Source organism: Nocardia sp. IBHARD005 (genome assembly GCF_052814245.1).
In genome coordinates this window covers 3,179,504-3,205,419 of sequence record NZ_CP199935.1, presented here as the reverse complement: position 1 = coordinate 3,205,419, position 25,916 = coordinate 3,179,504, and the positions used below count along the sequence as shown (strand labels likewise).

The following is a 25,916-nucleotide window of genomic DNA, read 5'->3' as shown; positions in this document are numbered from 1 at the left end:
GAGGCGGTCGGTCAGTAGGCGCTAACGCACGGTCTGGCGGCCGACTTCGTTCAGGTGGGCCATCGCCTGACGGTACGACTCGAACAGGCCGGTCTCGCAGTAGGGAACGTCGATCTCGGCGCAGAACTGGGCGACCATCGGCTGAGCACGGCGCAGGTTGGCGCGGGGCATCGACGGGAACAGGTGGTGCTCGATCTGGTAGTTCAGGCCACCCATGGCGGTGTCGACGAGGAAGCTGCCGCGCACATTGCGCGAGGTGAGCACCTGCCTGCGCAGGAAGTCGGTGTTGTCACCTTCCGGCAGAACTTCCATGCCCTTGTGGTTCGGGGCGAAGGTGGAGCCCATGTACAGACCGAACAGGCCCTGCTGAACGGCGATGAACACCAACGCTTTACCCGGCGACAGCACCAGGAACGCCGCGGACAGCAAGCCGATGAAGTGGGCGGCGAGCAGCGCGCCCTCGCCGACGCGGTTCGGGATCGGCCAGCGGAACACCGCGACGATGCTCTTCCAGTGCAGGCTGCCGCCTTCGAGCAGCAACAGCGGGAAGAACAGCCACGCCTGGTAGCGGAAAATGAATCGGCGCCACCCCTTACCGGCCCGCGCGCGGTCACCGGAGAACGCGAGCACGCCCATCGCGTCCGGGTCGGCACCCTCGGTATTGGGATGGGCGTGGTGGCGGTTGTGGTTGCTGGTCCACCAGCCGATGCTCAGCCCGATCGCGAGATTGCCCGCGATCAGGCCGTACAGATAGTTGGCCCGCCGCCCGGCGAAGATCTGCTTGTGCCCCGCGTCGTGGCCGAGGAACGCGATCTGCGAGAACACCGCCGCCAGGAACGCCCCGACCGCCAGCGTCCACCACGAGTCACCGATGACGAAAAACGCCACCCAACCAGCGACGAAAGCCCCCGCGGTCAGCGCGCTCTTCCACCCGTAGTACCCCACTTGCCGGTCGAGCAGGTCTGCCGCCCGGACGCGGCGCAACAGGACCGAGTACTCACTGCCACGCACGGGGACGACATCAGACGCGATAACCACGGGACAAGCATGGCGCATAGAGGCCACGGCCGGGTGAACGGGTTGCAGATCGATGACGACCGAACCCCAACGGCTGCCCGGAACGGCCGATCGCGACGCTGGGTGATGCGCACCCGCGAGAACTCCGAAACCGGCAAATGGCCCAGCTCGAAAGCCGGGCCATCTGTGCACGAACTGGCCGGTGATCCTGTCCGGCGCACCCTCTTTCGGCTCAGCCCTCGGCGACCTCGCTGCGGTCGCCACTCCACAGTGTGTGGAATTTGCCCTCGGCGTCGACGCGCTCGTAGGTGTGCGCGCCGAAGAAATCGCGCTGGCCCTGGGTGAGGGCGGCCGGCAGGCGCTCGGCGCGCAGCGCGTCGTAGTAGGACAGCGAGGACGCGAACGCCGGGACCGGGATCCCGAGCAGGGTGGCGGTGGACACCACACGCCGCCAACTGTCGATGGCCGTCTCGATGGCCTCGCGGAAGTACGGCGCGAGGATCAGGCTCGGCAGGGCGGGGTCCTGTTCGTAGGCTTGCTTGATCCGGTTCAGGAAGCGGGCCCGGATGATGCAGCCGCCTCGCCAGATCGTCGCCAGATCACCGGGGCGCAGATCCCAGCCGTATTCGGCACTGCCCGCGGCGATCTGGTCGAAGCCCTGCGCGTAGGCGACAACCTTGGAGGCGTACAGCGCCTGCCGGATGTCCTCGGTGAACTGCTCGACATCGGTGGGCTTGTCCGCGAGTGTGCCCGAGGCCAGACCCACCGCGGCTTTGCGCTGGGCTCGCGAGCCCGACAGCGCCCTGGCGAAGACCGCCTCCGCGATGCCGGTGACCGGAACACCGAGATCGAGCGCGGACTTGACCGTCCAGCGGCCGGTGCCCTTCTGCTCGGCAGCGTCGACGATGACGTCGACCAGCGGCTTGCCGGTCTTCGCGTCGACCTGGGCGAGCACCTCGGCGGTGATCTCGACCAGGTAGCTCTCCAGGTCCCCGGAGTTCCACCGGGTGAATACCTCCGCGATCTGGCCCGCATCGAAACCGAGCGCGTCGCGGAACAGGTGGTAGGCCTCGCCGATCAACTGCATATCGGCGTACTCGATGCCGTTGTGCACCATCTTGACGAAGTGCCCGGAACCGTCGGGGCCGATGTGGGTGCAGCACGGGGTGCCGTCGACCTGCGCGGCGATCGACTCCAGCAGCGGGCCGAGCGACTCGTAGGACTCCTTCGGCCCGCCCGGCATGATCGCGGGACCGTTGAGCGCGCCCTCCTCGCCACCCGAGATTCCGGCGCCGACGAAGTTCAGCCCGCGTTCGCTCAGGGCGGCCTCGCGGCGGATCGTGTCGGTGTAGAGGGCGTTGCCGCCGTCGATGATGATGTCGCCCGTCTCCATCGCGGCGGCCAGTTCCTCGATGACGGCGTCGGTCGCCTCGCCTGCCTTGACCATGATCAGCACCCGCCGCGGCTTCTCCAGCGCCGCGACGAACTCCTCGACGGTCTCGGTGCGGACGAAATCGCCGTCGCCGCCGTGCTCGGCGAGCAGCGCGTCGGTCTTGGCCACGGAACGGTTGTGCAGTGCGACGGTGTAGCCGTGCTTGGCGAAATTGCGGGCGATATTGCTACCCATCACAGCCAGGCCGGTGACACCGATTTGTGCGCGCGCGGTGGGGGTCGGCATTGATCAGCTCTCTTCGTTGGGCGGTCCAGTGGGTGTGCGGATGACAGCTTCCGCGGCGGCGAGCCTGCGAGCGACGCGCCTCTGGTAGGCCAAGTTACTTGGTGCCGGAACCGGACATCGCGCCGAGACGCGCGAGTAACGCAGCGGCTTCGGTGACGGATGGCTACCTTCGATGCTGCGCGACCACCCACGCCGCGACCTGTGCGCGGGTCGCGAAGTGCAGTTTGCTCAGAATGTGCTCGACGTGCCCTGCGGCCGTGCGCTGCGAGATGACGAGTTTCTCCGCGATGGCCCGGTTGGTCAGGCCCTCCGCGATGAGTTCGGCGATCTGCTTCTCGCGGCGGGTCAGTACGGCCGTCGCGGCGGGAACCTCCGCCGCCGCGGACCGATCCTCCTCGAGGGCGTAGGCGAGCGCCGCGTCGATGTCGAGATCGTGGCCCCGGCGCATCGCCGCCGCGAAAGCGCGCTGCCCGAGCGCATCAGTGGCGTACTGCTGCGCCTGGGTGTGGTGGCCGAACATCTCGAGAATGCTGACCGCCTGGCTGCCCACGGATTCTCCGACCGCCATGGCGGCGCCGACGAGCACAGCAGCCCGCTGCGCCTGGCGCTGCTCGGCGGCGACAAAGGCCAGGGTCGCCAGACAGCTCGCGACGACCGACCGATCCTCGATCGTCCAGGAAACCCGAAGACTCTCCTTGACCAGCACGGATCCGCGCTCGAGGTCGCCGCGCTCGACCGTCGAATAGGCGAGCTGAGCGACCGCGTAGGACCGGTAGATCGACTCGCCGTGCGCTGTGGTGAGCGCCAGCGCCTTCTCCTGGCAGGCTGTGGCGCGGTCGGTTTCCTGCAGCAGACCGCACGCGACGCCGAGGGCGAGCACGCTCGACACCTGATGCAAGACGTCACCGGATGCCTCGAACCCCGGCACGGCCCGCTCGAGCTGTGTCCTCGCACCGGTGAGGTCGCCGGAGAACAGCGACAGCAATCCACCGGCACCATCGACATACGCGCACAACACGTCGTCGCCGCTGCCCTCGGCCAGCGAACGTGCCTGTTCGATGCGCTCGGACCCGGACCGGATGTCTGACTGCATCGCGGCCAGCACCGTGTCCGCGCACAGCGCCGCGATGTGCGGCAACGTGGCCCCGCCTGTTCGCTCCAACACGCGCCCGAGCCAATACCGGGCCTCGCTGACCCGCTGCCGCGCGACCCAGAACTCGTAGAGGGCTACCGCGATCCGTTCGGCCGATTCCGCCTCGTCGGGCTCGGCCAGGCAGAACTCCATCGCCTCACGCAGATTGGGCTGTTCCCGGTTCAGCCGATCGATCCATTCCAGCTGCTTGGGCCCGAACCATTCGGTGTACGCCCGCAGCGCCAGGCGTTCGAACCAGTCACGGTGGCGGCGCTGCAACACCAACTCGTCACCGCTGCCGCGCAACCGTTCCCGGCCGTACTCCCGCAACGTTTCGAGCATCCGGTACCGGATGCCGCCGTCACCGCAGGCTTCACGGATCAAGACCGATTTGTCCACCAGCGAGCCGACCAGGTCGAGTACATCGCCGCGATCGAGTCCGGCACCGCAGATCGCCTCTGCGGCATCCAATTCGAAGCCGCCCGCGAAGACTGTCACCTGGGCCCACAGCTCTCGCTCACGGTCGGTCAGCAGGTCGTAGCTCCAGTCGACGCACTGGCGCAGCGTCTGTTGACGGCTCGGCGCCGCGCGACCGCCACCGGTCAGCAGTCGATATCGGTCGGTGAGCCGTTGCAGGATCTGCTCCGGCGACATAGCGCGCAGCCGGGCCGCTGTCAACTCGATGGGCAGCGGCAGGCCCTCTAGCCGTCGGCAGATGCGTGCGACGGTGATCTTGCTGTCCTCGGTCAGCTCGAAGCCGGGGACGGCGGAGCGCGCGCGGTCGACGAACAGCGCGACCGCGTCACAGCGCAACATCGCACGCAAGCTCGGCGACCGCTCCGCCGGCACCGACAGCGGCGGCACCGCAACGACCACCTCCCCGCCGATGCCGACCGGCTCCCGGCTGGTCGCGAGGATGTGCAATCGCGGCGCGGCGCGCAGCAGCGATTGGGCCAGCGAGGCGATCGCGTCCACCAGGTGCTCGCAGTTGTCGAGCACCAGGAGCAGATGGCGCGTGGCGACGAAGTCGACGAGCAGCTCCTGCGGCGTCTGGGCCGTTCGCCCGGTCAGTTTCAGTGCGGACACGGCGGCCCCGGCCACCAGATCCGGCTCGCGAACCCTGCCGAACTCGACCAGCCAGACCCCGTCATCGAACGCCCGGCGCACCTGTTCGGCCGCCCGAATCGCCAACCGGGTTTTGCCCACCCCACCGATACCGGTCAACGTCACCAGCCGCGACTCGGACAACAACTGTCTGACCTCGACGATCTCGCGTCCTCGGCCGACGAAGTGAGTCAATTCCGCGGGGAGATTTCCCCGCGTGCCCTGACTGGTTGGCGGCATCGACCATGCCTCGCATTCGGTGGTCCAGAACGCCAGGTTACGCCGTGTTCACCACGACAGAACCCGATCGGCCAACGGCACCGCCACCGGCCGAGTGCCGGCTTCAGAAATAAACCGGTTTCGGAAAAACGGGTATATCGACCGTCCCCGCGACGGCGTCGCCGGAGGACGCTGTAGCGACGGTCAGCATGATTTTCCGGAGGTCCGATGTACCCACCACCCGATCCAGCCGACAGCGGCACCAACACGCGGCACGTGGAAGACATATTGATGATTCGCCGGTGCACCTGCTGCTCCACGCTGTTCGCGGCGGTGACCCTCGGCTGCTCATCCTGCGCATCCGGCAGCCTCGAGTGGCTGCCGTCGTCGGGCGCCGGTTCGATCGTGTCCTGGCGCGTCGTGGATCGCGACGCGACCGGAATGCGCGGCGCGCGGCCGTTGACGATCGCCATTGTCGAACTCGACGAGGGGCCGTGGGTCTACACATCCATCGAAGGCGAGCTCCCGCCCCGGAACTGCCCGGTGCGTGTGCAGTTTCAGCCGTGTTCGCGCGACGACAGATTCCCGGTCTTCGCCGTGAGCGCTGGTCCCCGAACCTCGGGCGACCAGCGCAGGGCCGCCTACCGCATCAGCGTCTGATCGGCGAGACCGCGGTGGACTGAGGCCACGGCGGTGCCGCGCCCCAGCCGGCGGATCACAGCGAGCGCGCGATGATCTCCTTCATGATCTCGTTGGTGCCCGCATAGATCTTCTGCACCCGGTTGTCGGCCCACAGGCGCGCGATCGGGTACTCGGTCATGTAGCCGTAGCCACCGTGCAGCTGCAGGCATTCATCGAGCGCGACCATGGCCCGTTCGGTGGTCCACCACTTGGCCATCGCGACCGTCGGGATGTCCAGCTCGCCGCGAATGTGCTTGCTGATGCAGTCGTCGATGAACACCCGGGCGATGTGGGCCTCGGTGGCCACCTCGGCGAGCTTGAACTTCGAGTTCTGGAAGGCGAACACCGGCTTGCCGAACGCGTGCCGTTCCTTGGTGTAGCGCAGGGTGTGCGCGAGCGCGGTCTCCATGACCGCCGCCGAACCCGCGGCGATGATCAGTCGTTCCTGCGGCAACTGCATCATCAGCTGGAAGAAGCCCTGTCCCTCCTCGGTGCCCAGCAGGTTCGACACCGGGATTCGGACATCCTCGAAGAACAGCTCGGAGGTGTCCTGGCCCTTCTGGCCCAGCTTGTCGAGCACCCGGCCACGCCGGAAGCCCGCGCGGTCGGCCTCGACCAGCACCAGCGAGATACCGCCGGCACCCTCGGAGGTGTCGGTCTTGACGACGACGATGATCAGGTCGGCCTGGGCACCGTTGGTGATGAACGTCTTCGACCCGTTGACAACGTACTCGTCGCCCTCGCGAATCGCCTTGGCCTTGACGGCCTGCAGGTCCGAACCGGTCCCTGGCTCGGTCATCGCGATCGCGCCGACCACCTCACCGCTGGCCATCTTCGGCAGCCAGTGCCGCTTCTGCTCGTCGGTACCGTAGGCGAAAACGTAGTGCGCCACGATCCCGCTGTGCACGGTCTGACCCCACGAGGTGTCGCCGATGCGGGCCTGTTCCTCGATCAGGACCGCTTCATGCGCGAAAGTGCCGCCGCCACCACCGAATTCCTCCGGGATCGACATGCACAGCAGGCCGAGTTCGCCGGCCTTGTTCCACAGGTCACGATCGACGTGGTGCTGGTCGATGAACTTCTCCATGTTCGGCTTGATCTCCTTCTCGCAGAAGGAGCGCGCCATATCGCGAAGTGCGTCGAGGTCGTCGTCGAGCCAGGGGGAACGGTAGTCAGCCATCAGGTTGGTGCCTTCTTTCAGTGAGCTTGCGTCGAGTCTGTCCGATAGGACTCGGTGCGATAGTTGTCGATGTCGAAATGGGAGAGCCTGCGCCGCAGCGACCCGGTGGACCAGGGCCAGGCGGTGAAGTTGCGCCCTTGCGCGTCGAGGTAGTAGCTGCTGCAGCCGCCGTTGTTGAAGACGGTGTGGGCCAAGGATTTCTGCAATTTGTCGTTGAAGGTCCGGAATGGTTCCTCGCGGACCTCGAACACCTCAACGCCGTCCTTTTCACAGCGGGCCAGCGCATCGGTGACGTAATCGAGCTGGGCTTCGGCCAGACCGAGGAACGAGTTGTACACCAGGATGTTCGGGCCGAGCATGACGAACGCGTTCGGGATCTGCGGTGCGGTGGTGGCCAGGTACGCCTCCGGGCTCACCGCCCAGCGCTGCGCGAGGATGGTGCCGTCTCGACCCCGGATGCGCCGCGCGATCGGCGGATGGCTCACATCGAATCCGGTGCCGAAGATGATGACATCGGCTTCGCGCCGGGTGCCGTCAGCGCCGATGACGTGCCGCTTCTCGACGCCGGCGAGCGCGTGCGGGATCAGCTCGACATTCGGCCGGGTCAGGGCGGGCAGGTAGTCGTTCGACAGCAGCAGCCGTTTGCAGCCGAGGGTGAAGTCGGGGGTGAGGTCTGCGCGCAGCTTCGGGTCGCGCACCTGCAGCGCCAGCCACGCGTGTCCGATGGGGTTCAGCATCCGGGCCGCGCGCTCATGACGCATCACTGCACTGAGGGAGCGCAGGATGGTGTCAGTGACTGACCGCAGGCCGCGCTGAGTGACCGGCGCCTTGCGAAACCCGGACCGGACCGAGGACGGGAACGCGATGTTCATGCGCGGCACGACCCACGACGCGGTGCGCTGGAACAGGATCAATTGCTCGACATCGGGCTGGATCTCGGGCACGAACTGCACCGCCGAGGCCCCGGTGCCGACGACGGCGACCTTCTTGCCGGTCAGGTCGACATCGTGATTCCAGCGTGCCGAGTGAAAGACCTCGCCCTCGAACTCGTCGATCCCCTCGATCGCCGGGATCGACGGTTCGGTGATCGGTCCGGCGGCGAAGATGACGTACTGCGCGACGTACACGCCCTGGCCGGTGTCGAGGATCCACCGCCTGCGCTCGTCCGACCACGCGGCCTCGACCAGCTCGGTCTTCATCCGCAGGTACCGTGCCAGGCCGAACTTCTCGACGGTGTCCTCGATGTAGGCGAGGATCTCCGGCTGCCCGGCGAAATTGTGTTCCCAGGCCGGATTCGGGTTGAACGAGAACGAATACAGCGGCGCCGGAATGTCGACTCCACACCCCGGATAGGTGTTGTCGCGCCAGGTCCCGCCGACGCGGTCGGATTTCTCCAGCACCACGAAGTCGGTGACACCGGCGCGTTCCAGTTTCACCGCGGCCGCCAGCCCGGCCAGCCCGGCGCCGACGACCACGACACGGAACTCTCGTTCGGTGGCGGTGGTATCGGGCTCGCTGTATTCGTCCATGGTCAGGGTCTACCTTTCGCGATCGAAGGACCGTTCCTGCCTGATCATTCGATCACCCCGTCGGCCAAGAACCGGGCAACCACGTCGGTGTCATAGCCGAGCTCACCGAGAATCGCCGCGGTGTCGTCGCCGGCCGAACTGCCGGGTTGCGGCGTCGGTGGCGGCGTGCGATCGAAGCGTGGCGCGGGCGCGGGCTGGGTGATCCCACCGACGGTGACGAAGGTGTCGCGCGCCTGATTGTGCGGATGCTCGTGCGCCTCCCACGGCGTGAGCACCGGCGACACGCACCCATCCGACTCGGCGAAGATCGCCGCCCATTCGTCGCGCGGGCGGGTGATGAACACCTCGGCGATGCGCTTTTTCAGCTCCGCGGATTCGTCCAGGTCGTACTGGGCGGGCAGGTCATCGGGTGACAACCCGAGCAGGCCGAGGAACTCCAGGTAGAAGTGCGGTTCGACGCAGCCGACCGCGACGAATCCACCATCGGCGCATTCGTAGGTCTCGTAGAACGCCCCACCGGTGTCGAGCATGTTCTCGCCGCGGCCCTCGTCCCACAGGCCCGACGCGTGCATCGCGTGCAGGAACGAGGTGAGCAGCGCGGCACCGTCGACCATCGCCGTGTCGACCACCTGTCCGAGCCCGGAGTTGGTGCGCTCGTGCAGTGCCGCCAGTACACCCATCGCCAGCAGCAGACCGCCGCCACCGAAATCACCGAGCAGGTTCATCGGCGGTAGCGGCCGTTCCCCGGCGCGCCCGATCGGCTCGAGCGCACCGGCGATGGCGATGTAGTTGATGTCGTGGCCTGCCCGCGCGGCCAGCGGACCGTCCTGGCCCCAGCCGGTCATCCGCCCGTAGATCAGCCGCGGATTGCGCGCCTGACACTGCAGCGGACCGATGCCGATCCGTTCGGCGACACCGGGGCGGAAACCTTCGATGAAGATATCCGCCGTCTCGACCAGCTTCAGCACGATCTCGACGCCCTCCGGCGTCTTCAGGTCCACCGAAATGGACCGGCGACCCCGGTCGAGCACCCCGGCGGGCGCGAGCAGACCCTGGCCCGCGTCGCCTGCCCGGTCGACCCGGATCACCTCGGCACCCAGGTCGGCCAGGATCATGCAGCCGAACGGTGCGGGGGCGAGACTGGCGATCTCGACCACCCGCAGTCCGCTCAGCGGGCCCTTACTCATGCGGCCGAATCTCGCGGCAGCCCGAGCATGCGTTCACCGATGACGTTGAGCTGCACCTCGGTGGTGCCACCGTAGATCGTGGTGGCGCGACCGGCCAGCAGCTGCTCCATCGCCTTGTCGCTGGGCTGACCCGGAATCGCGACCGCGCCTGCGGCGTCGAGCTCGGCGACGACGAACTCCGAAATAGCCTGTCCCAAGCCCATGCCCAGCAACTTGCCGACACTGGAGGTGGTGCTGACATCGATGCCGGACAGCTGCTTGAGCACCACACGCGCACCGATCACGTCGATCGCCTGGCTCTCGGCGATGAGTTCGCCGATGTGGTAGGTGGCGATGGTCGACAGCTCCCGGCCCTGCGCGAACTTCAGCAGGTCGGCGTCGGTGGCGTAGGCCTCCATCTTCTGGCTCAGCGCCACCCGCTCGCCCGCCAGCGTCGTGCGGGCCACGTGCCAGCCGTCGTTGATCTCGCCGACCACGTGCTCGTCGGGGATGAACACGTCATCGAGGAACACCTCGTTGAACAGCGCCGATCCGGTCATCTCCCGCAGCGGCCGGACGGTCACCCCGGGGGTGGACATGTCAAGCACGAAGTAGGTGATGCCCTGGTGCTTGGGCTTGCTCGGGTCGGTGCGGGCGATCAGCATCGCCCAATCGGAGAACTGCGCGACCGTCGTCCAGATCTTCTGGCCGTTGATCTTCCAGCCGCCGTCGACCTTCTCCGCCTTGGTGGTGATCGCGGCGAGGTCCGAACCAGCGCCCGGTTCGCTGAACAGCTGGCACCAGACCAGATCGCCGCGCAGAGTCGGCACCGCGAGGTCGAGCTTCTGCTGTTCGGTCCCGTGCGCGACCACGGCCTGCACGGCCCAGCCACCCATCAGCAGCTGCGGCAGTGCGATCCCGGCGGCCTTGACCTCCTGGCTGATGACGATCTGCTCGAGCGGACCAGCGCTACGGCCGTACGGCTTGGGCAGATGGGGTTGCACCCAGCCGCCGTCACCGAGGGCGATCAGCTGATCGTCTTCGTCGTCGATCTCGGCGATCGGGGCGAGTTCGGCCCGGATCCGCGCGCGGATCTGCTCGGACTCCTCGGGCAGTTCCAGCTCCGAGGCGCGGGAGGCGCCGGCCAGCGCCTGCTCGGCCACGCGCAGCGCGCGGACCTCGCGGGTACCGAGTACGCCGCGCACCGCGAGCGCGCGCCGGTAGTACAGGTGTGCGTCGTGCTCCCAGGTGAATCCGATGCCACCGTGCACCTGGATGCAGTCCTGGGCAACCGTCACCGCGGCATCGGGAACGATCACCGCGGCGATATCGGCCGCGTAATCGGCGGTGTCATCGCCCTTGTCGAGCGCCGACGCCGCGTCCCACAGCACCGCGCGGGCCTTCTCGAGCGCGATGCCCATCTGCGCGCACTTGTGCTTGACGCCCTGGAACTGGCCGATCGGGCGCCCGAACTGCACGCGGGTCTTGGCGTATTCGGCGGCGGTGGACACACACCACGACATGACACCGATCGCCTCGGCACCGAGTACCACCGTGGCGATCGAGCGCACGCGCTGCTCGGCGAGCTTGTCGAGCAACCGGTCGGCGGCGATGCGCACGTCCTCGGCCTGGACGCGGGCTGAACCGCGCACCACGTCGATGCTGTCCTGCGCGGTGATCACCAGATCGGCGGAATCCACTACAGCCCAGCGGGTTTCGTCGCCGACGAGGACCGGGAGCAGCAGCACGTCGGCGTGTTCGCCACCGAGCACGGCCTCGGTGATACCGGAGATCCGGTACCCGTCACCGTCGGCCGCACCCACCAGTGGCGCACCCAAAGCGACCGCGCCCGTGCGAGTTCCGTCGATCAGACCGGGGAGAACCTCGATGCCGATCTTCGAATCGGTGGCGGAAAGGACCGCACTCGCCAACACCGTCGGGACGAACGGGCCGGGAGCGACGGTGCGCCCCAGCGCTTCCAGCGTCACGGCCAGGGTCAACAGACCCGCGCCGCCCCCGCCGGCCTGCTCGGGCACGTGCAGCCCGAGCAGGTCCTGGCCGACCAGGGCCTGCCAGAACGGCGGGAACTTCTCCTCCGACGGCGCTTCGACCGCCGTGCGAATCAGTTCCGTGGTGATCGCCCGCTCGGCGAAGGAACTCACCGAATCGGCGAGTGCCACATGCTCTTCGCTCAGGCCGAGGCCGAGCTCATAGGTGTTTCGTGCCACGATGGCGCTCCTGCTTCTCGTCAGCTACTGCTGGTCAGCCGAGCTTGGCTGCGATGTCTTCGACAGTCCACGGACTGTCGGATTCGATGGAGTTGACGTCGTGCCAGCCGGCCAGCTCGGAGATCCCGCCGCCCTGCACCGCGTACACCTTGCCGGTGAGCTTGCAGTCGGGACCGGCGAGATAGGCGACCAGCGGGGAGATGTTCGACGGCGCGAACGCGTCGAACTCGCCCTCTGGCACCTCGGCGGCGAACAGCGCGCCCATACCGGGGGTGGCCAGGGTGAGCCGGGTGCGCGCGATCGGCGCGATCGCGTTGACGCGCACGCCGTAGCGCTCGAGCTCGTCGGCGGCGACCAGGGTCAGCGCCGCGATACCCGCCTTGGCCGCACCGTAGTTGGCCTGTCCGGCGTTGGGCATGAACGTGCCAGAGGCCGACGCGGTGTTGATCACCGAGGCGTTGACCGCCCGGCCTGCCTTGGTCTCGTCCTTCCAGTACGCCGCCGCGTGATGCAGCGTCGCGGCGTGGCCCTTGAGGTGCACGGCGATGACCGCGTCCCACTGGCTCTCGTCCATCCCGGCGATGAAGGCGTCGCGCAGGATGCCCGCGTTGTTCACCAGCACATCGAGGCGACCGAACTCGCTGATCGCCTGGCCGACCAGGGCGGCGGCACCGTCCCAGGTCGCGACGTTGTCGGTGTTGGCGACGGCTTTGCCGCCTGCCGCGACGATCTCGTCGACGACCTGCTGCGCCGGACCGACATCGGCGCCGGTGCCGTCGTTCGCGCCACCGAGGTCGTTGACGACCACGTGGGCGCCTTCGCGGGCGAACAGCAGAGCGTGCTCACGCCCGATACCGCGTCCCGCGCCGGTGACGATCGCCACCCGTCCGTCCAGGGTTCCCATCAGTACTGTCTCCTCATTCGGTTGCCCGCGTATGTTTTTCAGTCGGCGATGACGGCGAGGCCGTCTTTGATCACCAATTCGTCGCCGACCGTGGTTTCGAAGGCGTAGCCGGTGGCGGCGCCGTGACGGCCCGCGTTCCGGAACTCGGTGGTGATGTCTTGTTCGGGCAGTACAGGCTTGGCGAATCGCACCGCCAAGCGCTGCAGGCGCTCCACCTTGCCGTCGGCCAATTCGGTGAGTGCGGCCCAGGACGTGAACGCCATGGTGCACAGGCCGTGGTTGATGATGCCGGGCAGCCCGGACATCTGGGCCAGCTCGTCGTCGAGGTGGATCGGCATGGGATCACCCGAGGCCGGTGAGTACCGGAACGTCTGATCCTTGTCGATGTGGGCCACCACCGTGGCCGCCGGTGCGGCGGCCCGCAGTGCCTCGTCGAATCGATGATCCGGCGCACCGTCACCGAGTCCGGGGCCCGCGTCGACCTTCTTGAAGAACGCGGTGAGCCACTGCTCGTTGACGAGTTCGCCGGATTCCAAACGGGTTTCGGCGTAGACGGTCACCGTGGACCCGTTGTCCTTGCCTTCGAACCCGATCGGCTTGGCCCGCACCACCAGCGTGTCGCCGGGATAGATCGGGCGGTGGAAGTGGAAATCCTGCTCGCCGTGCACCAGCTTCATCAGCAACTCGACCGGCGCCACCGACAGTGCGGCCGGCGCCATCGAGAAGAACACCGGCACCACCGCGAACACCGGCGGGGCGATCTCGCCCCGCAGGTGCCGCTCGATCGGGTCGTTGGTCGCCGCGGCGTATTCAGCGATACGTTCCGCGGTGACCTCGAACCGTTCTTCGTCGGTCCACTCTCCGAGGCCGGATGAGTCGAATTCGACTGTGGGAGTGGTCATCAGACCTAGCCGACCAGCTCGGCGAACTTGGCGAGCGAGGTCTCGAGATCGCCCTTGGCGTTCTTCGCGACGGCCTTGCCGATCGGTCCGACGATCATCGCGCCGGTGAAGCTGGCGTCGATCGTGGCGACCGAACCGGTCCCCTCGGCCTCCACCGACAGGGTGAACTCGATCTTCACACCGGCCATGCCGATACCGGAGATCTTCACGCGCTTGGGCGCTTCGGCCTCGACGACCTCCCACTCGATCTTGTTGGCCATGCCCATCACCGAGACGACCTCGGTGAAGCTGGAGCCGACGGTGACCGGCTTGGGCAGTTCGCTCTTCCACTTCTGGTGGATCGACAGCCACTCTTCCCAGCGGGCCAGATCCGAGAGCGCGTCCCAGGTCTTCTCGGGCGGGGTGGGCAGGTTGGCGGAGACGGAAACAGATGCCATGGTGAAACTCCTTGTGTTGTCAGAAGAACGGGAAGCGAGCTGGGAAGCCCGCGGTGATCAGGATCAGCGCTCGGCCGGGCGGTAAGCGGTCACGACCACCGCGCCACCGAGTCCGATGTTGTGCTGCAGGGCCACCTTCGCGCCCTCGACCTGACGCTTGTCGGCGGTGCCGCGCAGCTGCCAGGTGAGTTCGCTGCACTGGGCCAGACCGGTCGCGCCGAGCGGGTGCCCCTTGGAGATGAGGCCACCGGAGGGGTTGACGACCCAGCGGCCGCCATAGGTGGTGTCGTCACTGTCGACGAGCTTGCCGCCTTCGCCTTCGGCGCACAGGCCGAGCGCTTCATAGGTGAGCAGCTCGTTGGCCGAGAAGCAGTCGTGCAGTTCGATCACGTCGACGTCGGCCGCCGAGATACCGGCCTGCTCGTACACCTTGGCGGCGGCGGTGCGGGTCATATCGGCACCGACCAGCGAGATCGCGCTCTGGTCGGCGAAGGTGCTCTCCAGGTCGGTGACCATGGACTGACCGACGATCTCGACCGCCTGCGCGCCGAGGTTGTGCTTGTCCACGAAGGCCTCGCTGGCCACGATCACCGCGCCCGAACCGTCCGAGGTCGGCGAGCACTGCAGCTTGGTGAGCGGGCCGTAGATGCGCTTGGAGGCGAGCACCTCTTCGAGCGTGTACGCGTCCTGGAACTGCGCGTACGGGTTGTTCTGCGAATGCCGGTGGTTCTTCACACCGATCTTGGCGAACTGCTCTTCGGTGGTGCCGTAGCGCTCCATGTGCTCTTTGCCCGCGGCACCGAACATGTACGGCGCGGGGGGCATCGCGAATTCCTGCAGCTCCGCGAGCGCGAGCAGGTGCCGCATCATCGGCTGCTCGCGGTCGTCGAAGGTGGAACCGAGCGAACCCGGCTGCATCTTCTCGAAGCCGAGCGCCAGGGCGCAATCGGCGAGACCGCCGCGGATCGCCTGGGTCGCGAGGTAGAGCGCGGTGGATCCGGTCGAACAGTTGTTGTTGACGTTCACCACCGGGATACCGGTCATGCCCAGTTCGTACACCGCGCGCTGACCCGAGGTGGATTCGCCGTACACGTAGCCGACGTAGGCCTGCTGGACCTCGCGGTAGTCGATGCCCGCATCGGCGAGTGCCTTCGTACCGGCCTCGCGCGCCATGTCCGGGTAGTCCCATTCGCGCGAACCCGGCTTCTCGAACTTCGTCATGCCGACGCCGACGACAAAGACCCTATTAACCATTGACTCTCTCCCGTGTGTGGCGCACTCTGATTTACATGCGACATGCTGTCCCAAGTAAAAGTATCTTGGACACACTGTCACAGTCAAGCCCTGGGACTAGGATCGCAAGATGTCGAAAACGGCCGCGCGGACCGGTACCGCTCCCTCCGACGGCCGGACCACGCGGTGGGACAGCCACAAAGCCGAGCGCAGGGACCTGATCCTCGATGCCGCCGTCGACGCGATCAACGAGTTCGGCCCCAGCGTCGGCGTCGCCGAAATCGCCGACCGAGCAGGCGTCCCCCGCTCGGTCGTCTACCGGATCTTCACCGACCGCGACGACCTCGACGAACACGTTCGCGGCCGGATCGTCACCCGCCTGATGGCCCAGCTCGCACCGACCCTCGCGCCCGAAGGCGAGGTCGGCGCGGCCATCACCCAGGCGATCGAGACCTACGTGGACTGGATCGTGAAATTCCCGCGCTTGCACCACTTTCTCGGCACCGGATCACCGAAACGCCGGATCACCGGATCTCGGGTCGCCTCGGGGACCAAAACGGCGATCGCCGTCCAACTGGCCGGCCTCATCGCCGCGGTCCTGCGCAAACAGTCGGCCCCCACCGACCTCGCGGAGTCGATGGCGTTCGGGATGGTCGGACTGGTGGACGGCAGCGTCAACCGCTGGCTGAACAATCCGAACAGCCCGGTCAAGGCCGCCGAGCTCGCCGAGTTTCTCAGCTCCTCGGTGTGGCACCTACTCGAGTCCAACACCCGGCGACTCGGCGTCGGCATCGACCCGGCGGCCGTGATCTCCGACCTGGTCTGACGGAGCAAAGGCCGGAAAACACACACGGCGGCGACACCCCCGGTGTCGCCGCCGCCTCCTCGAACCGTTCCCGACTACCGGGCGCGATCGAGCAAAGTCACCTTCGCGCCGTTGTGCGGCAGGAGCAGGATGTTCTTGTGCTGGTCCTGGCGCTCGCCGCGCGAGGTCTCCGGCCGGAAGGTCCGGCGCTGCAGGATCGTCTTCAGCAGCACGCGCGATTCGAACATCGCGAACGACGCACCCAAGCAGCGATGCGCGCCACCACCGAACGGCAGCCAGCGGTGCGGGTCGGGCCGGACGCCGACGAAACGCTCGGGATCGAACTTCTCCGGATCCGGGTAGAGATCGGCGCGCTTGTGAATGGCGTTGATGTAGACCACGATCACCGTGCCCGCGGGAACGAGGATGTCGTTCATGACGAAGTCGCGCTCGGCGTAGCGCAGCGTCACCGGCAGTGCGGGCCGTACGCGCATGGCCTCGGTGATGACCGCGTCGATGTAGTCGTCGTCGTTGTCGTCCACACTCTGCTCGAGTTTGGCCAGCACCTCCGGATGGCGCACGACCCGCTCGGCCACCCACGACAGGGTGACAGCCGTAGTCTCGTAGCCGGCGATCAGCAGCATGCGCTGGAAGATCGCGATCATGCGATCGTCCATCAGGTTGTCCTCGTCGGCTTCCTGGATCCGCAGGAAGGTCTCGAGGCAGTCTTTGCGTTCTTCGTCGCTGGGGTTGGCGCGGCGATACTCGATCTCCTCGATCGTGATCGCATCGATCCGGTTGTTGATGTCGTCGAGTTCCGGGAAACTCGGCCACTTGCCGCCACGAGCCATCGCGAAGGCGTATCGACCGAGCATCGATGGCGAGGCCAGGACCCGGTCCAGGTCCTTGAACGCCTGCTCGAGCCGGGTCCGTCGTTCACTCTCGGTGACGCCGAAGACGACCGACATGATGACGTCGCGGGCCAGATCCTGCATGAGGTGAGTGAACGTCACCGGCGTGTTCACCGGCCATTCGGCCACCCGCCGCTCGGCGGCATCCACGATCGCCTCTTCGTAACCACGCAGGGCCTTGCCCATGAACGCAGGCGTCACCTTCTTGCGCAGCAGCGCGTGATTGGCGCCGTTCCACCAGTCGATCATCTCCGAGCCGAACAGCATCTCGTGCGGGGCCATCTTGCGCAGCGCCTCACCGAGCTTGAGGGCACCGTCGCGTTCGGTGAAGATCGCCTTGCAGTCCTGCGGGGAGGACGTGATCAGCATCTTCGGCAGCAGCGGCAGATCGACAAGGACGCGCTCGCCCCGTTTGGTGACCTCGGTCCGCGCGAGCTCGGGCGAGGCCCAATAGGCCACGAAGCCCACGATCGAATGGAAGGGCGGACGCGGCAGACTATCCATCGCGCGCGGTTCGGCTGTGGTAATCGTCATGGGGCTCCTACCCGGAAACTGAAGTACGTCGGAGTACTTTTAAACAGTGCGCGTGAAGACCGCAGGTGTCAACTCAGCGACACGAACGAATTAGTTCAGGACCGAGAGCAGGAACACCGTCATCGGATCCTCCAACTCCGGCAGTCGCCCGCAGGAACCCTCGCTGACGTAGCGAAAGAACAACTCGTGGCACCCCCCGATCAGAGCCAGGTAGGTGGTCTCGGGCAGTGGCACGAACTCCGTCACATCGCCCGCGTGATGGGCGATGTGGGCGTGGCGCACCGCGATGGCGAGCGCGGTGAAGTAGGCATTGCGCTGCGCCAGCCCCCGCGGACCGGCCTGGGGCAGCTCCAACGTCCAGGCCCGGGTGAATTCCGGTTCGGACGCGCTGGTCCGGAGGTACTCGCGAACGCTGCGCCGAATACGGGCTTCCAGGTCACCGGGCTGCAGCGTGGCCTCGATCAGTCGCGGCAGCAATTCCGCCCTGCCGATCTCCACCGCGGCCAGGAAGCATGCCTCCTTGTCGGCGAACAGGCGATAGAACGCCTGCCGCGAGACCCGCGCCCGTCGGACGATGTCGGCGATGGTTGTCGCGGCGAATCCGCCTTCCGCGATCGCGGCGATGGCAGCACGCACGATCCGCCGCCGGTGGGCGTCGCGCACCTGCCCATCAGCGAGTCGCCCGCGGCCGCGTGGCAAACCGGGGCTGTCCCTGGCGAAAGAACCGGCAAGCGTACCCACGCTCCGACAGTACTCAACCGCCCGATGCCTGTTCAACAACCACCGACCGCCAAGGTCACGCACCGTATTCGCGTCCTATGGATATATATGGGACATTGAGTTACAGTTAATGCGAACGGGTACGTGCGCGGTGCGACTTCACTGCCACCACCCCAGCCATAGCCGCCAAGGTCACAGCGCTCTCGATGGAGGAGAAGCAATGACGCTCTCACACACTTCGGCCAAGAAATCAGCCCGACGGGCCCGATTCAGTCAGGGCTACGCCGACACGCTGCTGACGCTGTCCGAAGGTTCAGTGAACCGACGCTTCGACCCCTACCTCGACATCGACTGGGACTCTCCCGAGCTGGCCATCGACCGCAACGACCCCCGCTGGGTGCTCTCCGCCGAGCACGACCCGCTCGGCGCCACCCAGTGGTACCAGGACCAGCCTCTGCACCGGCAGATCGAAATCGGTCGCTGGCGCCAGGCCAACGCGGCCAAGGTCGGCCTCGCCTTCGAATCCATCCTGATCCGCGGGATGATGCAGTACGTCATGGCGCTGCCGAACAACTCCCCCGAGTTCCGCTACTGCATGCACGAGATGACCGAAGAGTGCAACCACATCCAGATGTTCCAGGAGCTGGTCAACCGGATCGGTGACGACGTCCCCGGCATGCGCCCGGGGTTCCGGCTCGCCTCGCCGTTCATCGGCGTCGCGGGTGGATACTTCTGGGCCATCCTGTTCATCGGCATCCTCGGCGGCGAAGAGCCGATCGACCACCACCAGAAAGCCCTGATCCGCTCCGGCGACGCCACCCCGCCCGCCCTGCTGCGGGTGATGGAAATCCACATCGCCGAAGAAGCGCGGCACATCTCCTTCGCCAACGAGTTCCTGCGCACCCACGTCGCCACGATGAACTGGTTCAGCAAGGCGGTCTGCGCGGTGGCCTTCCCGATCGCCATGCGCTGGCTCGCGGACGAACTGGTGAAACCGTCGAAGTCGTTCGCCAAGAAGTTCGACATCCCGAAAGAGGCGTTCAAGGACGCGTTCTGGCGTAGTCCGGCCTCGCGCAAGATGCTCAGCGGATTCTTCGGCGATATGCGCGCACTGGCCACCGACCTCGGTTTGATGAACCGGTTCACCAAACTGCTCTGGAAACTGTTCAAGATCGACGGCGACGTCGCGCGCTACCGCAGCGAGCCCGAACGCCGCGCCGCCTGATTCCACCGTCGGGCACAACCTCCGAACCGATACCGGTCGATGCCGCTGCACTGCGGGCATCGACCGGTTTCGTTTGCCGGTCCGCGTCCTTCCTCCCAGGACACATCTACCCAGCCGGTTCGACCCGGCTCCGGTGCATCCGCACGAGTTCTGCTACATGCTTTTCGACATCGTCGAGCGGCCGCACCGAACGGGCTGCCACTGCCAGCACAACAGCACCCTCCACCGCGCAGACAACCATTGACGCCAGCGAATCCGCGGTCCCTTCCGCGATGCCCGACCGGCGCAACTGCGCGGCGATCAGCGCTGTCCAATCGCTGAACACCGTATCGGCCACGATCGTCGCGCCGGGCGCTTCGGATCTACCCATCGCCGCGGCCACGACGGGGCAACCGCTCTCGAATTCACCGGTGACGAGGGTGTCTTTCCACAGCGCGACGAAACCGGCCAGGCTCTCGCGTGGATCGTCCGCCGCGGTGAATCCGGCGATAACCGCGGTCGCGACCTGACCGGCGGCGCGGGTCGACTCCTCGATGAGCTGGGCTTTGCCACCGGGAAAGTTCTGATAGACCGACCGCCGAGCGGCACCCGCGTGCGCGAGTAACTCGGTGATCCCGGTTCCCGCGACGCCGTGCTGCCTGACCAGCGCGATCGCCGAGATGATGAGGCGTTCGCGCGGACTTGACATCGGTACCGACCCTCCTCGATCGTTCACTGCTACTTGCAGTAGCACGATCAGTCTACTATCGTGAATCTATACGTAACCCAAGTTTACATGTACAGGTCGGAGGCTCCGGCCGATCACGAACGCGTAGGAGCGGCATGAACAGTCGAGCAGAGGCATCCCCGTCCCGCGATTTCGACGCCATCGTCGTCGGGTCTGGCATGGGCGGCATGACGACAGCCGCCTATCTCGCCGCGGCGGGCAAACGCACCCTGGTCCTCGAGTCCTACGACGTGATCGGCGGCTGTACCCACGTCTTCCGCCGAGCCGGCAAATGGGAGTTCGACGTCGGCGTCCACTACATCGGTGACTGCGGCCCGAACGGCAACGTCCCCACCGTGCTGCGCGGGGTCGGCCTGGACAAGAAGATCGAGTTCTCCGAACTCGACCGCGACGGCTTCGACACCATCGTGATGCCCGACCTGACCCTGAAGATCCCGGTCGGCTGGGACAACTACCGCCGCAACCTCATCGAGGCGTTCCCCGACGAAGCCGCCGCCATCACCAAGGTTGTCGGCATCCTCGAGCGAATCGGCACCAGTATCGACCGCAGCATCACCCCCGCCTCGCTGCTCGGCGTCGCCAAGTTCGCGGTCAAGGCCGGGCCTGCCGCTGTCTGGGCACTGGTCCCGCTGAGCAAGTTCATGGACGCGCACAAGCTCAGCTCCGGCCTCAAAGCCGCTATGTCGGTGCAGTACGGCACCTATGCCAGCCCGCCGCACCGCACCCCCGTCGCGGTGCACACGGTGATGCTGCACAACTTCCTGCGCGACGGCGCGTGGTTCCCCAAGGGCGGCGGCCAAGTATTCTCCGCCCGCTTCGCCGAGGTAGTGGTCGCACACGGCGGCGAAATCCGCACCAGGGCCACGGTGCAGCGCATCCTCGTCGACAAGGGCACGGTCACCGGTGTGGAACTCACCGACGGCACCCGCTTCAACGCCCCGATCGTGGTGTCCAATGCCGATATCAAGAAGACCTACCTCGATATGGTCGGTCGTGAACACCTGCGCCGGACCACGGTGTGGCGGGTGGAGAAGATGCGGATGTCGCAGGCGTTCATGAACTGCTACATCGGCGTCGATATCGACCTGAGCACCCAGATCCCCAACACGAACTTCTATTCGGTGCCGACCGACGAAGACGTCACCGCGCTGTTCCGGGACCTGTCCGACAATGTCAACAACCGCAGCCACAGCGAACTGCTCACCGAAATGGCTGCGCGCCTGCCCGCCTACGTCAGCGTCACCACGATCAAGGACCCGGACAATCGCAGCGCGGCCCCGGCCGGCAGCTCCGTCATCGAAGTGATGACCCTGGTGTCCTCCGACCCGGAATTCTGGGGCCTGACGAACTGGAAGTACGGCGACGATTACAGCCGCAACCCCGAATACCTGCGGATCAAGGAAGCCCTCACCGACATCATGGTGAAACGACTCGGCGAGGTGATTCCGGGCATCGACAAGCACATCGTCTGGCGGGAGGCCGCCTCGCCGATGACCCATCACCGCTACACCGGCTCCACCGACGGCACCCCGTACGGTCTCGAACTGTCGGTCCTGCAGTTCGCCCCCTTCCGCCCCGGTGTGCGCACCGAAATCGATGGACTGTTCCTCTGTGGCGCGAGCGCGGCCTGGGGCCCGGCGCTCGAAGGCGCCATGCTCTCGGGCGTGCACGCCGCGGGCGCGGTACTCGGCCGCAATCTCGCCGAGGAGATTCGCACCGGAACGGTGCTGGGCGATCAGCACGATCAGCAGGCCGACCCGGCGGACTGGGATCCGTTGACAGTGGCGAAGGCGCTCGCGATCAAGATGCCGCGACGCGGCGACTCGAACGGTGAGTGACCCCACCATGACACGATGGTTTCAGCGTCGGTCGGCGCAAGAGATGATCCAGGAATCCGGCGATCTCGCCACACCACTGCCACTGCCCTGTGGCCAGGTGCTGCCCAACCGCATCATGAAAGCCGCGCTCAGCGAGGGACTCGGCGATGGGTCCAACAGCCCGACCGCTCGCCTCGAAAAACTGTATGACAGTTGGGGTTCGGGGGGCTACGGCCTGATCGTCACCGGCAATGTCATGGTGGATCGCCGTCAGCTCGCCGAGCCGGGCAATGTCGCCGTCGAGGACGATCGCGACCTCGACGCACTGACCCGCTGGGCGCAGGCAGCGCGCCGCGGCGGATCGCCGGTCTGGATGCAGATCAATCATCCAGGGCGGCAATCGAACCCGCTGCTCAACCGGGCGCGACCGGTCGCACCAAGTCCGATCGCGATGAAAGTGCCCGGTTCGCTGACCCCGCGCGAGCTGACCGGCGCCGATATCGAGGAGATCATCGCGCGATTCACCGCCACGGCGCTGATCGCCGAATCCGCCGGATTCGACGGGGTGCAGGTCCACGCCGCACACGGCTACCTCGCCGCGCAATTCCTCTCCCCGCTGGCCAACCACCGGACCGACGGCTGGGGCGGCGACCCCACCCGGCGGATGCGGTTCCTGCTCGAGGTGATCCGCGGCATCCGGGCCGCGGTTCAGCCCGGCTTCGCGATCGGCGTCAAGCTCAATTCCGCCGACTTCCAGCGCGGCGGATTCACCGAGGCAGAATCCGCCGAGGTGGTGCGCGCCCTGGTCGGCGAACAGGTCGACCTGATCGAAATCAGCGGTGGCAGTTACGAAGCGCCGGCCATGGTGGGCAGGGCAGCGGCCCAGAGCACCGTGGACCGAGAGGCCTACTTCCTCGACTACGCGCAGACTGTCCGCTCCATCGCCGGTACCGTCCCACTGGCGGTGACCGGCGGGTTCCGCTCGCGTTCGGCCATGCTCAGCGCCGTGGACTCCGCGGCCTGCGACGTGATCGGACTCGGCAGGCCGACGGCCACGATGACCGATGCGGCCGCAGCCATCCTCCACACCGCACGGCAGCGGCTGCACGTACCGAACATCCGCATCACCGGGGGCGGGCTGTTCGACAAGCTGATCGACCTCAAAGCCCTCGAGAGTGCCCTCGACCTGCAATGGCACGCCGACCAGCTCCACCGCATCGCCGAGGGCCGACAGCCGGACCCCCGACGCGCTTGGTGGAAATCCCTCGCCACCCTGCTCAACCGACACGGTCTCGACGCACTCCGCAGGTGAGGCGCGGGGTGCCGCACTGACGGGTTACAAAAGAATGGAATGGTACTTTTGATAGGTTCGTAGTCACCGATCAGGCATCGGGGCGCTTCTACCGCGTACAGGGAGATTCGATGCGACTCGCCGAGACCGCTCGGGTAGCAGTTCACAACGGCTGGGCTTTGACCTTCGGCAGTGGCGTCGAGCAACAACGCGCCACCCCGTCGACAGTCGTGTCCGAACAACCCCATCGGCTGTTGCGGCGATTCGGCGACAGCGCCGACGGCGCACCCGTCCTGATGGTTCCCCCGCCCGCGGCGTCGGCGACCTGCTTCGACCTGCGGCCCAGCCAGAGTCTGGCCGAGTTCATGCTCAGCACAGGCCGGACGCCCTACCTCGTGGACTATGGCGAGATGACCTACGACGACCGGCACCTCGGCTTCGAGGACTGGATCGACGACATCATTCCCGAAGCCATCCGCCGGGTATCGACCGAGCATGCCGGCGCGCCGGTCGACGTGGTGTCCTGGTCACTCGGCGGAGTCCTCGTTCTGCTGACCGCGGCTGCGCACCCCGATCTGCCGATCCGCTCTGTCACCACGGTCGGGACTCCGATCGATTACAGCAAGTTGCCCTCGGTAACCCTGTTTCGCAGCCTCGGCCGATTCACCGGAGGCGCCGAGATCACCAACCTCATTCGGCTGGCAGGCGGCGTACCGGCCCCTGCGGTGCGGGCGATCTTCCGCGGCACCGCCCTGAGCCGTGAGATCCGCAAACCGTGGTTCATCGCCCGAAACCTGCACAAGACCGAGACGTTGGCGCGCATGGAGGCGATCGACCGGTTCGTGGCGAACATGCCGGCGTATCCAGGGCGCTTCTACACCCAGGTCTGGGAACGGCTGACCGTGCACAACGATCTGGCCAAGGGTGTGCTCCATCTGGGCGAACGCCGCATTCGCCTCGCCGATGTCGGAGTTCGAGTACTCGCACTCGGATCGGATACCGATGCGATCACGACCTCGGCCTGCGCACGGGGCATCGTCGACGCGATGGCCGGGGCCGTGGATGTGCGGTTCGAGATCGTTCCCGGCAGCCACCTCGGCTCGCTCGCGGGCCCCGATGCCCGGCACGGCACCTGGCCGCTGATCGAGGAATTCCTCGACGAGTGCGCTGTTCGACCACTCGATGTGGTCGCCGACTGAATCGCAGCGCCTGTTCGTCTCAGACCAGGCGCTTCTCCAGTTCCGCGTAGATCGTGGCCGAATCGTTGACCGAGTGACGGTGTGGCGACGTGCACTCGCAAGACCGCGGTTACATGGTTGAACGCGGCAACGGCCGCCAGGTCAAGCGGCCCGGCATCGAGGCGATATGACCGAACACTGCTGAGTCCACACGCAGGGAGGTGAGGCTGTGTGAGTGACACCCGGCCCTCGATCGGCATGGCCTCCGTCGTTCCTGGCCCCGGCACCGACGCGCTGCTCGCCGGTGGCGTTGTCCGTGACAACGAGCCTGCCGTGATATGGCCATGACCCGTTTCGGTCAGCCCGTCGCGCAACGGGTGGCATCGGCAATCGGTGAAGTATTCCTCACCGTCGCCGCCGTGATCGTATTGTTCGTGGTCTATCAGGTGTATGTCACCGACTACTTCTCCGAACGCAAGCAAGCCGACGCCCAGCAGAGTTTGGACGAACAGTGGCGTGACCATCCACTCGCGCCCGAACCTGTTCCGGTGGATGGCGAGTCGTTCGCGAAATTGTATGTCCCGGCGTTCGGCCTCGACTACCGGTTCACCGTTCAGGAGGGAACCCGCGCCGACACCCTCGCGATCGGCCCTGGACACTATCGCGGGTCCGCGCTTCCGGGACAATCAGGCAATTTCGCCGTCGCGGGGCACCGGGTCGGGAAAGGCTCACCCTTCAATGACCTGGAATTGATCGAGTCTTGCGACGCGATTGTGGTGGAAACCAGCATTGCCTTCTACATCTACCGGGTCCTGCCTTTCGATGACGACATCGACCAGTGGACGCGGCGGCAGCAGGCCGACCCCCGCTGCCGGGAGGTGCCCGTACTGCGAGATTTCGCGGCACCCGACGGCGGTCGCTACAGCCAGACGTCCGGCCGTCGTATCGTCGAACCCGACCAGCACGACGCCGTCGCCGCAGTACCCTTTCGTCCTGACGAGGTACCCGAACTCGCGCTGATGGCCTTGACCACTTGCCATCCGCAGTTCTCCGACCGCCAGCGGCTGATCATCACCGCGATCCTGATCGACACGGTCGCCAAAACCGCGCAGGGACCCGACTATCCGACGCTGCTGTCAACGACGTTGAGCGAGGCATGATGTACGGATGGATCTGGCGCCACCTGCCCGGGCCGACTCCAGTACGCGTGCTCGAGGCAGTGTTGCTTGTGGCCTGGGTGGTGGCGGTCTTGATGCTGGTGGTGTTCCCGCTCATCGAGCCGTCGCCGTCGCTGTAAC

Annotated in this window: 22 protein-coding genes; 8 read left to right on the top strand and 14 right to left on the bottom strand. The window is 66.5% G+C overall.

Features of this window, described 5'->3' with window-relative positions; genetic code table 11:
- Window positions 1-21: 21 nt before the first annotated feature.
- From ACTWPB_RS14930 to ACTWPB_RS14920, 3 genes are all read right to left on the bottom strand, one after another.
- On the bottom strand, window positions 22-1,038 hold the full coding sequence (locus ACTWPB_RS14930) for a fatty acid desaturase family protein (protein ID WP_446221278.1): 1,017 nt from the start codon (window positions 1,036-1,038) through the stop codon (window positions 22-24).
- Between the two features lie 211 nt (window positions 1,039-1,249).
- The gene (gene gndA / locus ACTWPB_RS14925) at window positions 1,250-2,695 is read right to left on the bottom strand and encodes an NADP-dependent phosphogluconate dehydrogenase (protein WP_446221277.1); all 1,446 of its coding nucleotides are present in this window, start codon (window positions 2,693-2,695) and stop codon (window positions 1,250-1,252) included.
- A 163-nt stretch (window positions 2,696-2,858) separates the two neighbouring features.
- Window positions 2,859-5,171, bottom strand: coding sequence for an ATP-binding protein (locus tag ACTWPB_RS14920; protein ID WP_446221276.1), 2,313 nt, complete (start codon window positions 5,169-5,171; stop codon window positions 2,859-2,861).
- Between the two features lie 255 nt (window positions 5,172-5,426).
- Between ACTWPB_RS14920 and ACTWPB_RS14915 the strand changes: the two genes are divergently transcribed.
- On the top strand, window positions 5,427-5,810 hold the full coding sequence (locus ACTWPB_RS14915; protein WP_446221275.1) for a Zn-ribbon domain-containing OB-fold protein: 384 nt from the start codon (window positions 5,427-5,429) through the stop codon (window positions 5,808-5,810).
- A gap of 55 nt (window positions 5,811-5,865) precedes the next feature.
- Here ACTWPB_RS14915 and ACTWPB_RS14910 read toward each other — a convergent pair whose 3' ends face one another.
- From ACTWPB_RS14910 to ACTWPB_RS14875, 8 genes are all read right to left on the bottom strand, one after another.
- Window positions 5,866-7,011 (bottom strand): acyl-CoA dehydrogenase family protein, encoded by a 1,146-nt coding sequence (locus ACTWPB_RS14910; protein WP_446221274.1) that lies wholly within the window; start codon window positions 7,009-7,011, stop codon window positions 5,866-5,868.
- A 17-nt stretch (window positions 7,012-7,028) separates the two neighbouring features.
- Window positions 7,029-8,540, bottom strand: coding sequence for a flavin-containing monooxygenase (locus ACTWPB_RS14905; protein WP_446221273.1), 1,512 nt, complete (start codon window positions 8,538-8,540; stop codon window positions 7,029-7,031).
- 44 nt (window positions 8,541-8,584) lie between these two features.
- On the bottom strand, window positions 8,585-9,727 hold the full coding sequence (locus tag ACTWPB_RS14900) for a CaiB/BaiF CoA transferase family protein (protein WP_446221272.1): 1,143 nt from the start codon (window positions 9,725-9,727) through the stop codon (window positions 8,585-8,587).
- Window positions 9,724-11,934 carry an acyl-CoA dehydrogenase gene (locus ACTWPB_RS14895; RefSeq protein ID WP_446221271.1) on the bottom strand — a complete coding sequence of 737 codons (2,211 nt, stop codon included), beginning with the start codon at window positions 11,932-11,934 and terminating at the stop codon, window positions 9,724-9,726. Before ACTWPB_RS14895 ends, ACTWPB_RS14900 begins: the two co-directional genes overlap by 4 nt.
- A gap of 34 nt (window positions 11,935-11,968) precedes the next feature.
- Window positions 11,969-12,838 carry an SDR family oxidoreductase gene (locus tag ACTWPB_RS14890; protein WP_446221270.1) on the bottom strand — a complete coding sequence of 290 codons (870 nt, stop codon included), beginning with the start codon at window positions 12,836-12,838 and terminating at the stop codon, window positions 11,969-11,971.
- A 38-nt stretch (window positions 12,839-12,876) separates the two neighbouring features.
- A complete protein-coding gene (locus ACTWPB_RS14885) occupies window positions 12,877-13,740 on the bottom strand; it encodes a MaoC/PaaZ C-terminal domain-containing protein (RefSeq protein ID WP_446221269.1) in 864 nt (287 codons plus the stop codon).
- Between the two features lie 5 nt (window positions 13,741-13,745).
- A complete protein-coding gene (locus ACTWPB_RS14880; protein WP_446221268.1) occupies window positions 13,746-14,177 on the bottom strand; it encodes a type II toxin-antitoxin system Rv0910 family toxin in 432 nt (143 codons plus the stop codon).
- Between the two features lie 63 nt (window positions 14,178-14,240).
- Entirely contained in the window at window positions 14,241-15,431 is a 1,191-nt protein-coding gene (locus tag ACTWPB_RS14875; RefSeq protein ID WP_446221267.1) for a lipid-transfer protein, read from the bottom strand.
- 109 nt (window positions 15,432-15,540) lie between these two features.
- Between ACTWPB_RS14875 and ACTWPB_RS14870 the strand changes: the two genes are divergently transcribed.
- Window positions 15,541-16,236 (top strand): TetR/AcrR family transcriptional regulator, encoded by a 696-nt coding sequence (locus tag ACTWPB_RS14870; protein WP_446221266.1) that lies wholly within the window; start codon window positions 15,541-15,543, stop codon window positions 16,234-16,236.
- Between the two features lie 74 nt (window positions 16,237-16,310).
- Here ACTWPB_RS14870 and ACTWPB_RS14865 read toward each other — a convergent pair whose 3' ends face one another.
- Both ACTWPB_RS14865 and ACTWPB_RS14860 read right to left on the bottom strand, forming a co-directional pair.
- A complete protein-coding gene (locus ACTWPB_RS14865) occupies window positions 16,311-17,660 on the bottom strand; it encodes a cytochrome P450 (protein ID WP_446221265.1) in 1,350 nt (449 codons plus the stop codon).
- 90 nt (window positions 17,661-17,750) lie between these two features.
- On the bottom strand, window positions 17,751-18,401 hold the full coding sequence (locus tag ACTWPB_RS14860) for a TetR/AcrR family transcriptional regulator (protein WP_446221264.1): 651 nt from the start codon (window positions 18,399-18,401) through the stop codon (window positions 17,751-17,753).
- Window positions 18,402-18,600: 199 nt separating this feature from the next.
- Here ACTWPB_RS14860 and ACTWPB_RS14855 point away from each other — a divergent pair, with 199 nt between their 5' ends.
- A complete protein-coding gene (locus tag ACTWPB_RS14855) occupies window positions 18,601-19,605 on the top strand; it encodes an AurF N-oxygenase family protein (protein WP_446221263.1) in 1,005 nt (334 codons plus the stop codon).
- Window positions 19,606-19,711: 106 nt separating this feature from the next.
- Here ACTWPB_RS14855 and ACTWPB_RS14850 read toward each other — a convergent pair whose 3' ends face one another.
- On the bottom strand, window positions 19,712-20,293 hold the full coding sequence (locus tag ACTWPB_RS14850; RefSeq protein ID WP_446221262.1) for a TetR/AcrR family transcriptional regulator: 582 nt from the start codon (window positions 20,291-20,293) through the stop codon (window positions 19,712-19,714).
- A gap of 134 nt (window positions 20,294-20,427) precedes the next feature.
- On the opposite strand from ACTWPB_RS14850, the gene ACTWPB_RS14845 reads away from it, so the two are divergent.
- The 5 genes from ACTWPB_RS14845 to ACTWPB_RS14825 all read left to right on the top strand — a co-directional run bounded on the left by ACTWPB_RS14845 (window position 20,428) and on the right by ACTWPB_RS14825 (window position 25,915).
- A complete protein-coding gene (locus tag ACTWPB_RS14845) occupies window positions 20,428-22,170 on the top strand; it encodes a phytoene desaturase family protein (RefSeq protein ID WP_446221261.1) in 1,743 nt (580 codons plus the stop codon).
- Between the two features lie 43 nt (window positions 22,171-22,213).
- Complete coding sequence (locus ACTWPB_RS14840) at window positions 22,214-23,461, top strand: NADH:flavin oxidoreductase/NADH oxidase family protein (RefSeq protein WP_446221260.1); 1,248 nt, start codon at window positions 22,214-22,216, stop codon at window positions 23,459-23,461.
- 110 nt (window positions 23,462-23,571) lie between these two features.
- Window positions 23,572-24,639: an alpha/beta hydrolase gene (locus ACTWPB_RS14835; RefSeq protein ID WP_446221259.1), complete on the top strand. Its 1,068-nt coding sequence runs from the start codon at window positions 23,572-23,574 to the stop codon at window positions 24,637-24,639.
- A 317-nt stretch (window positions 24,640-24,956) separates the two neighbouring features.
- The gene (locus tag ACTWPB_RS14830; protein ID WP_446221258.1) at window positions 24,957-25,778 is read left to right on the top strand and encodes a class E sortase; all 822 of its coding nucleotides are present in this window, start codon (window positions 24,957-24,959) and stop codon (window positions 25,776-25,778) included.
- Window positions 25,775-25,915, top strand: a complete 141-nt coding sequence (locus ACTWPB_RS14825; RefSeq protein WP_446221257.1) for a hypothetical protein — start codon at window positions 25,775-25,777, stop codon at window positions 25,913-25,915. The genes ACTWPB_RS14830 and ACTWPB_RS14825 overlap by 4 nt, the downstream gene beginning before the upstream one ends.
- The last annotated feature ends 1 nt before the right edge of the window (window position 25,916 follow it).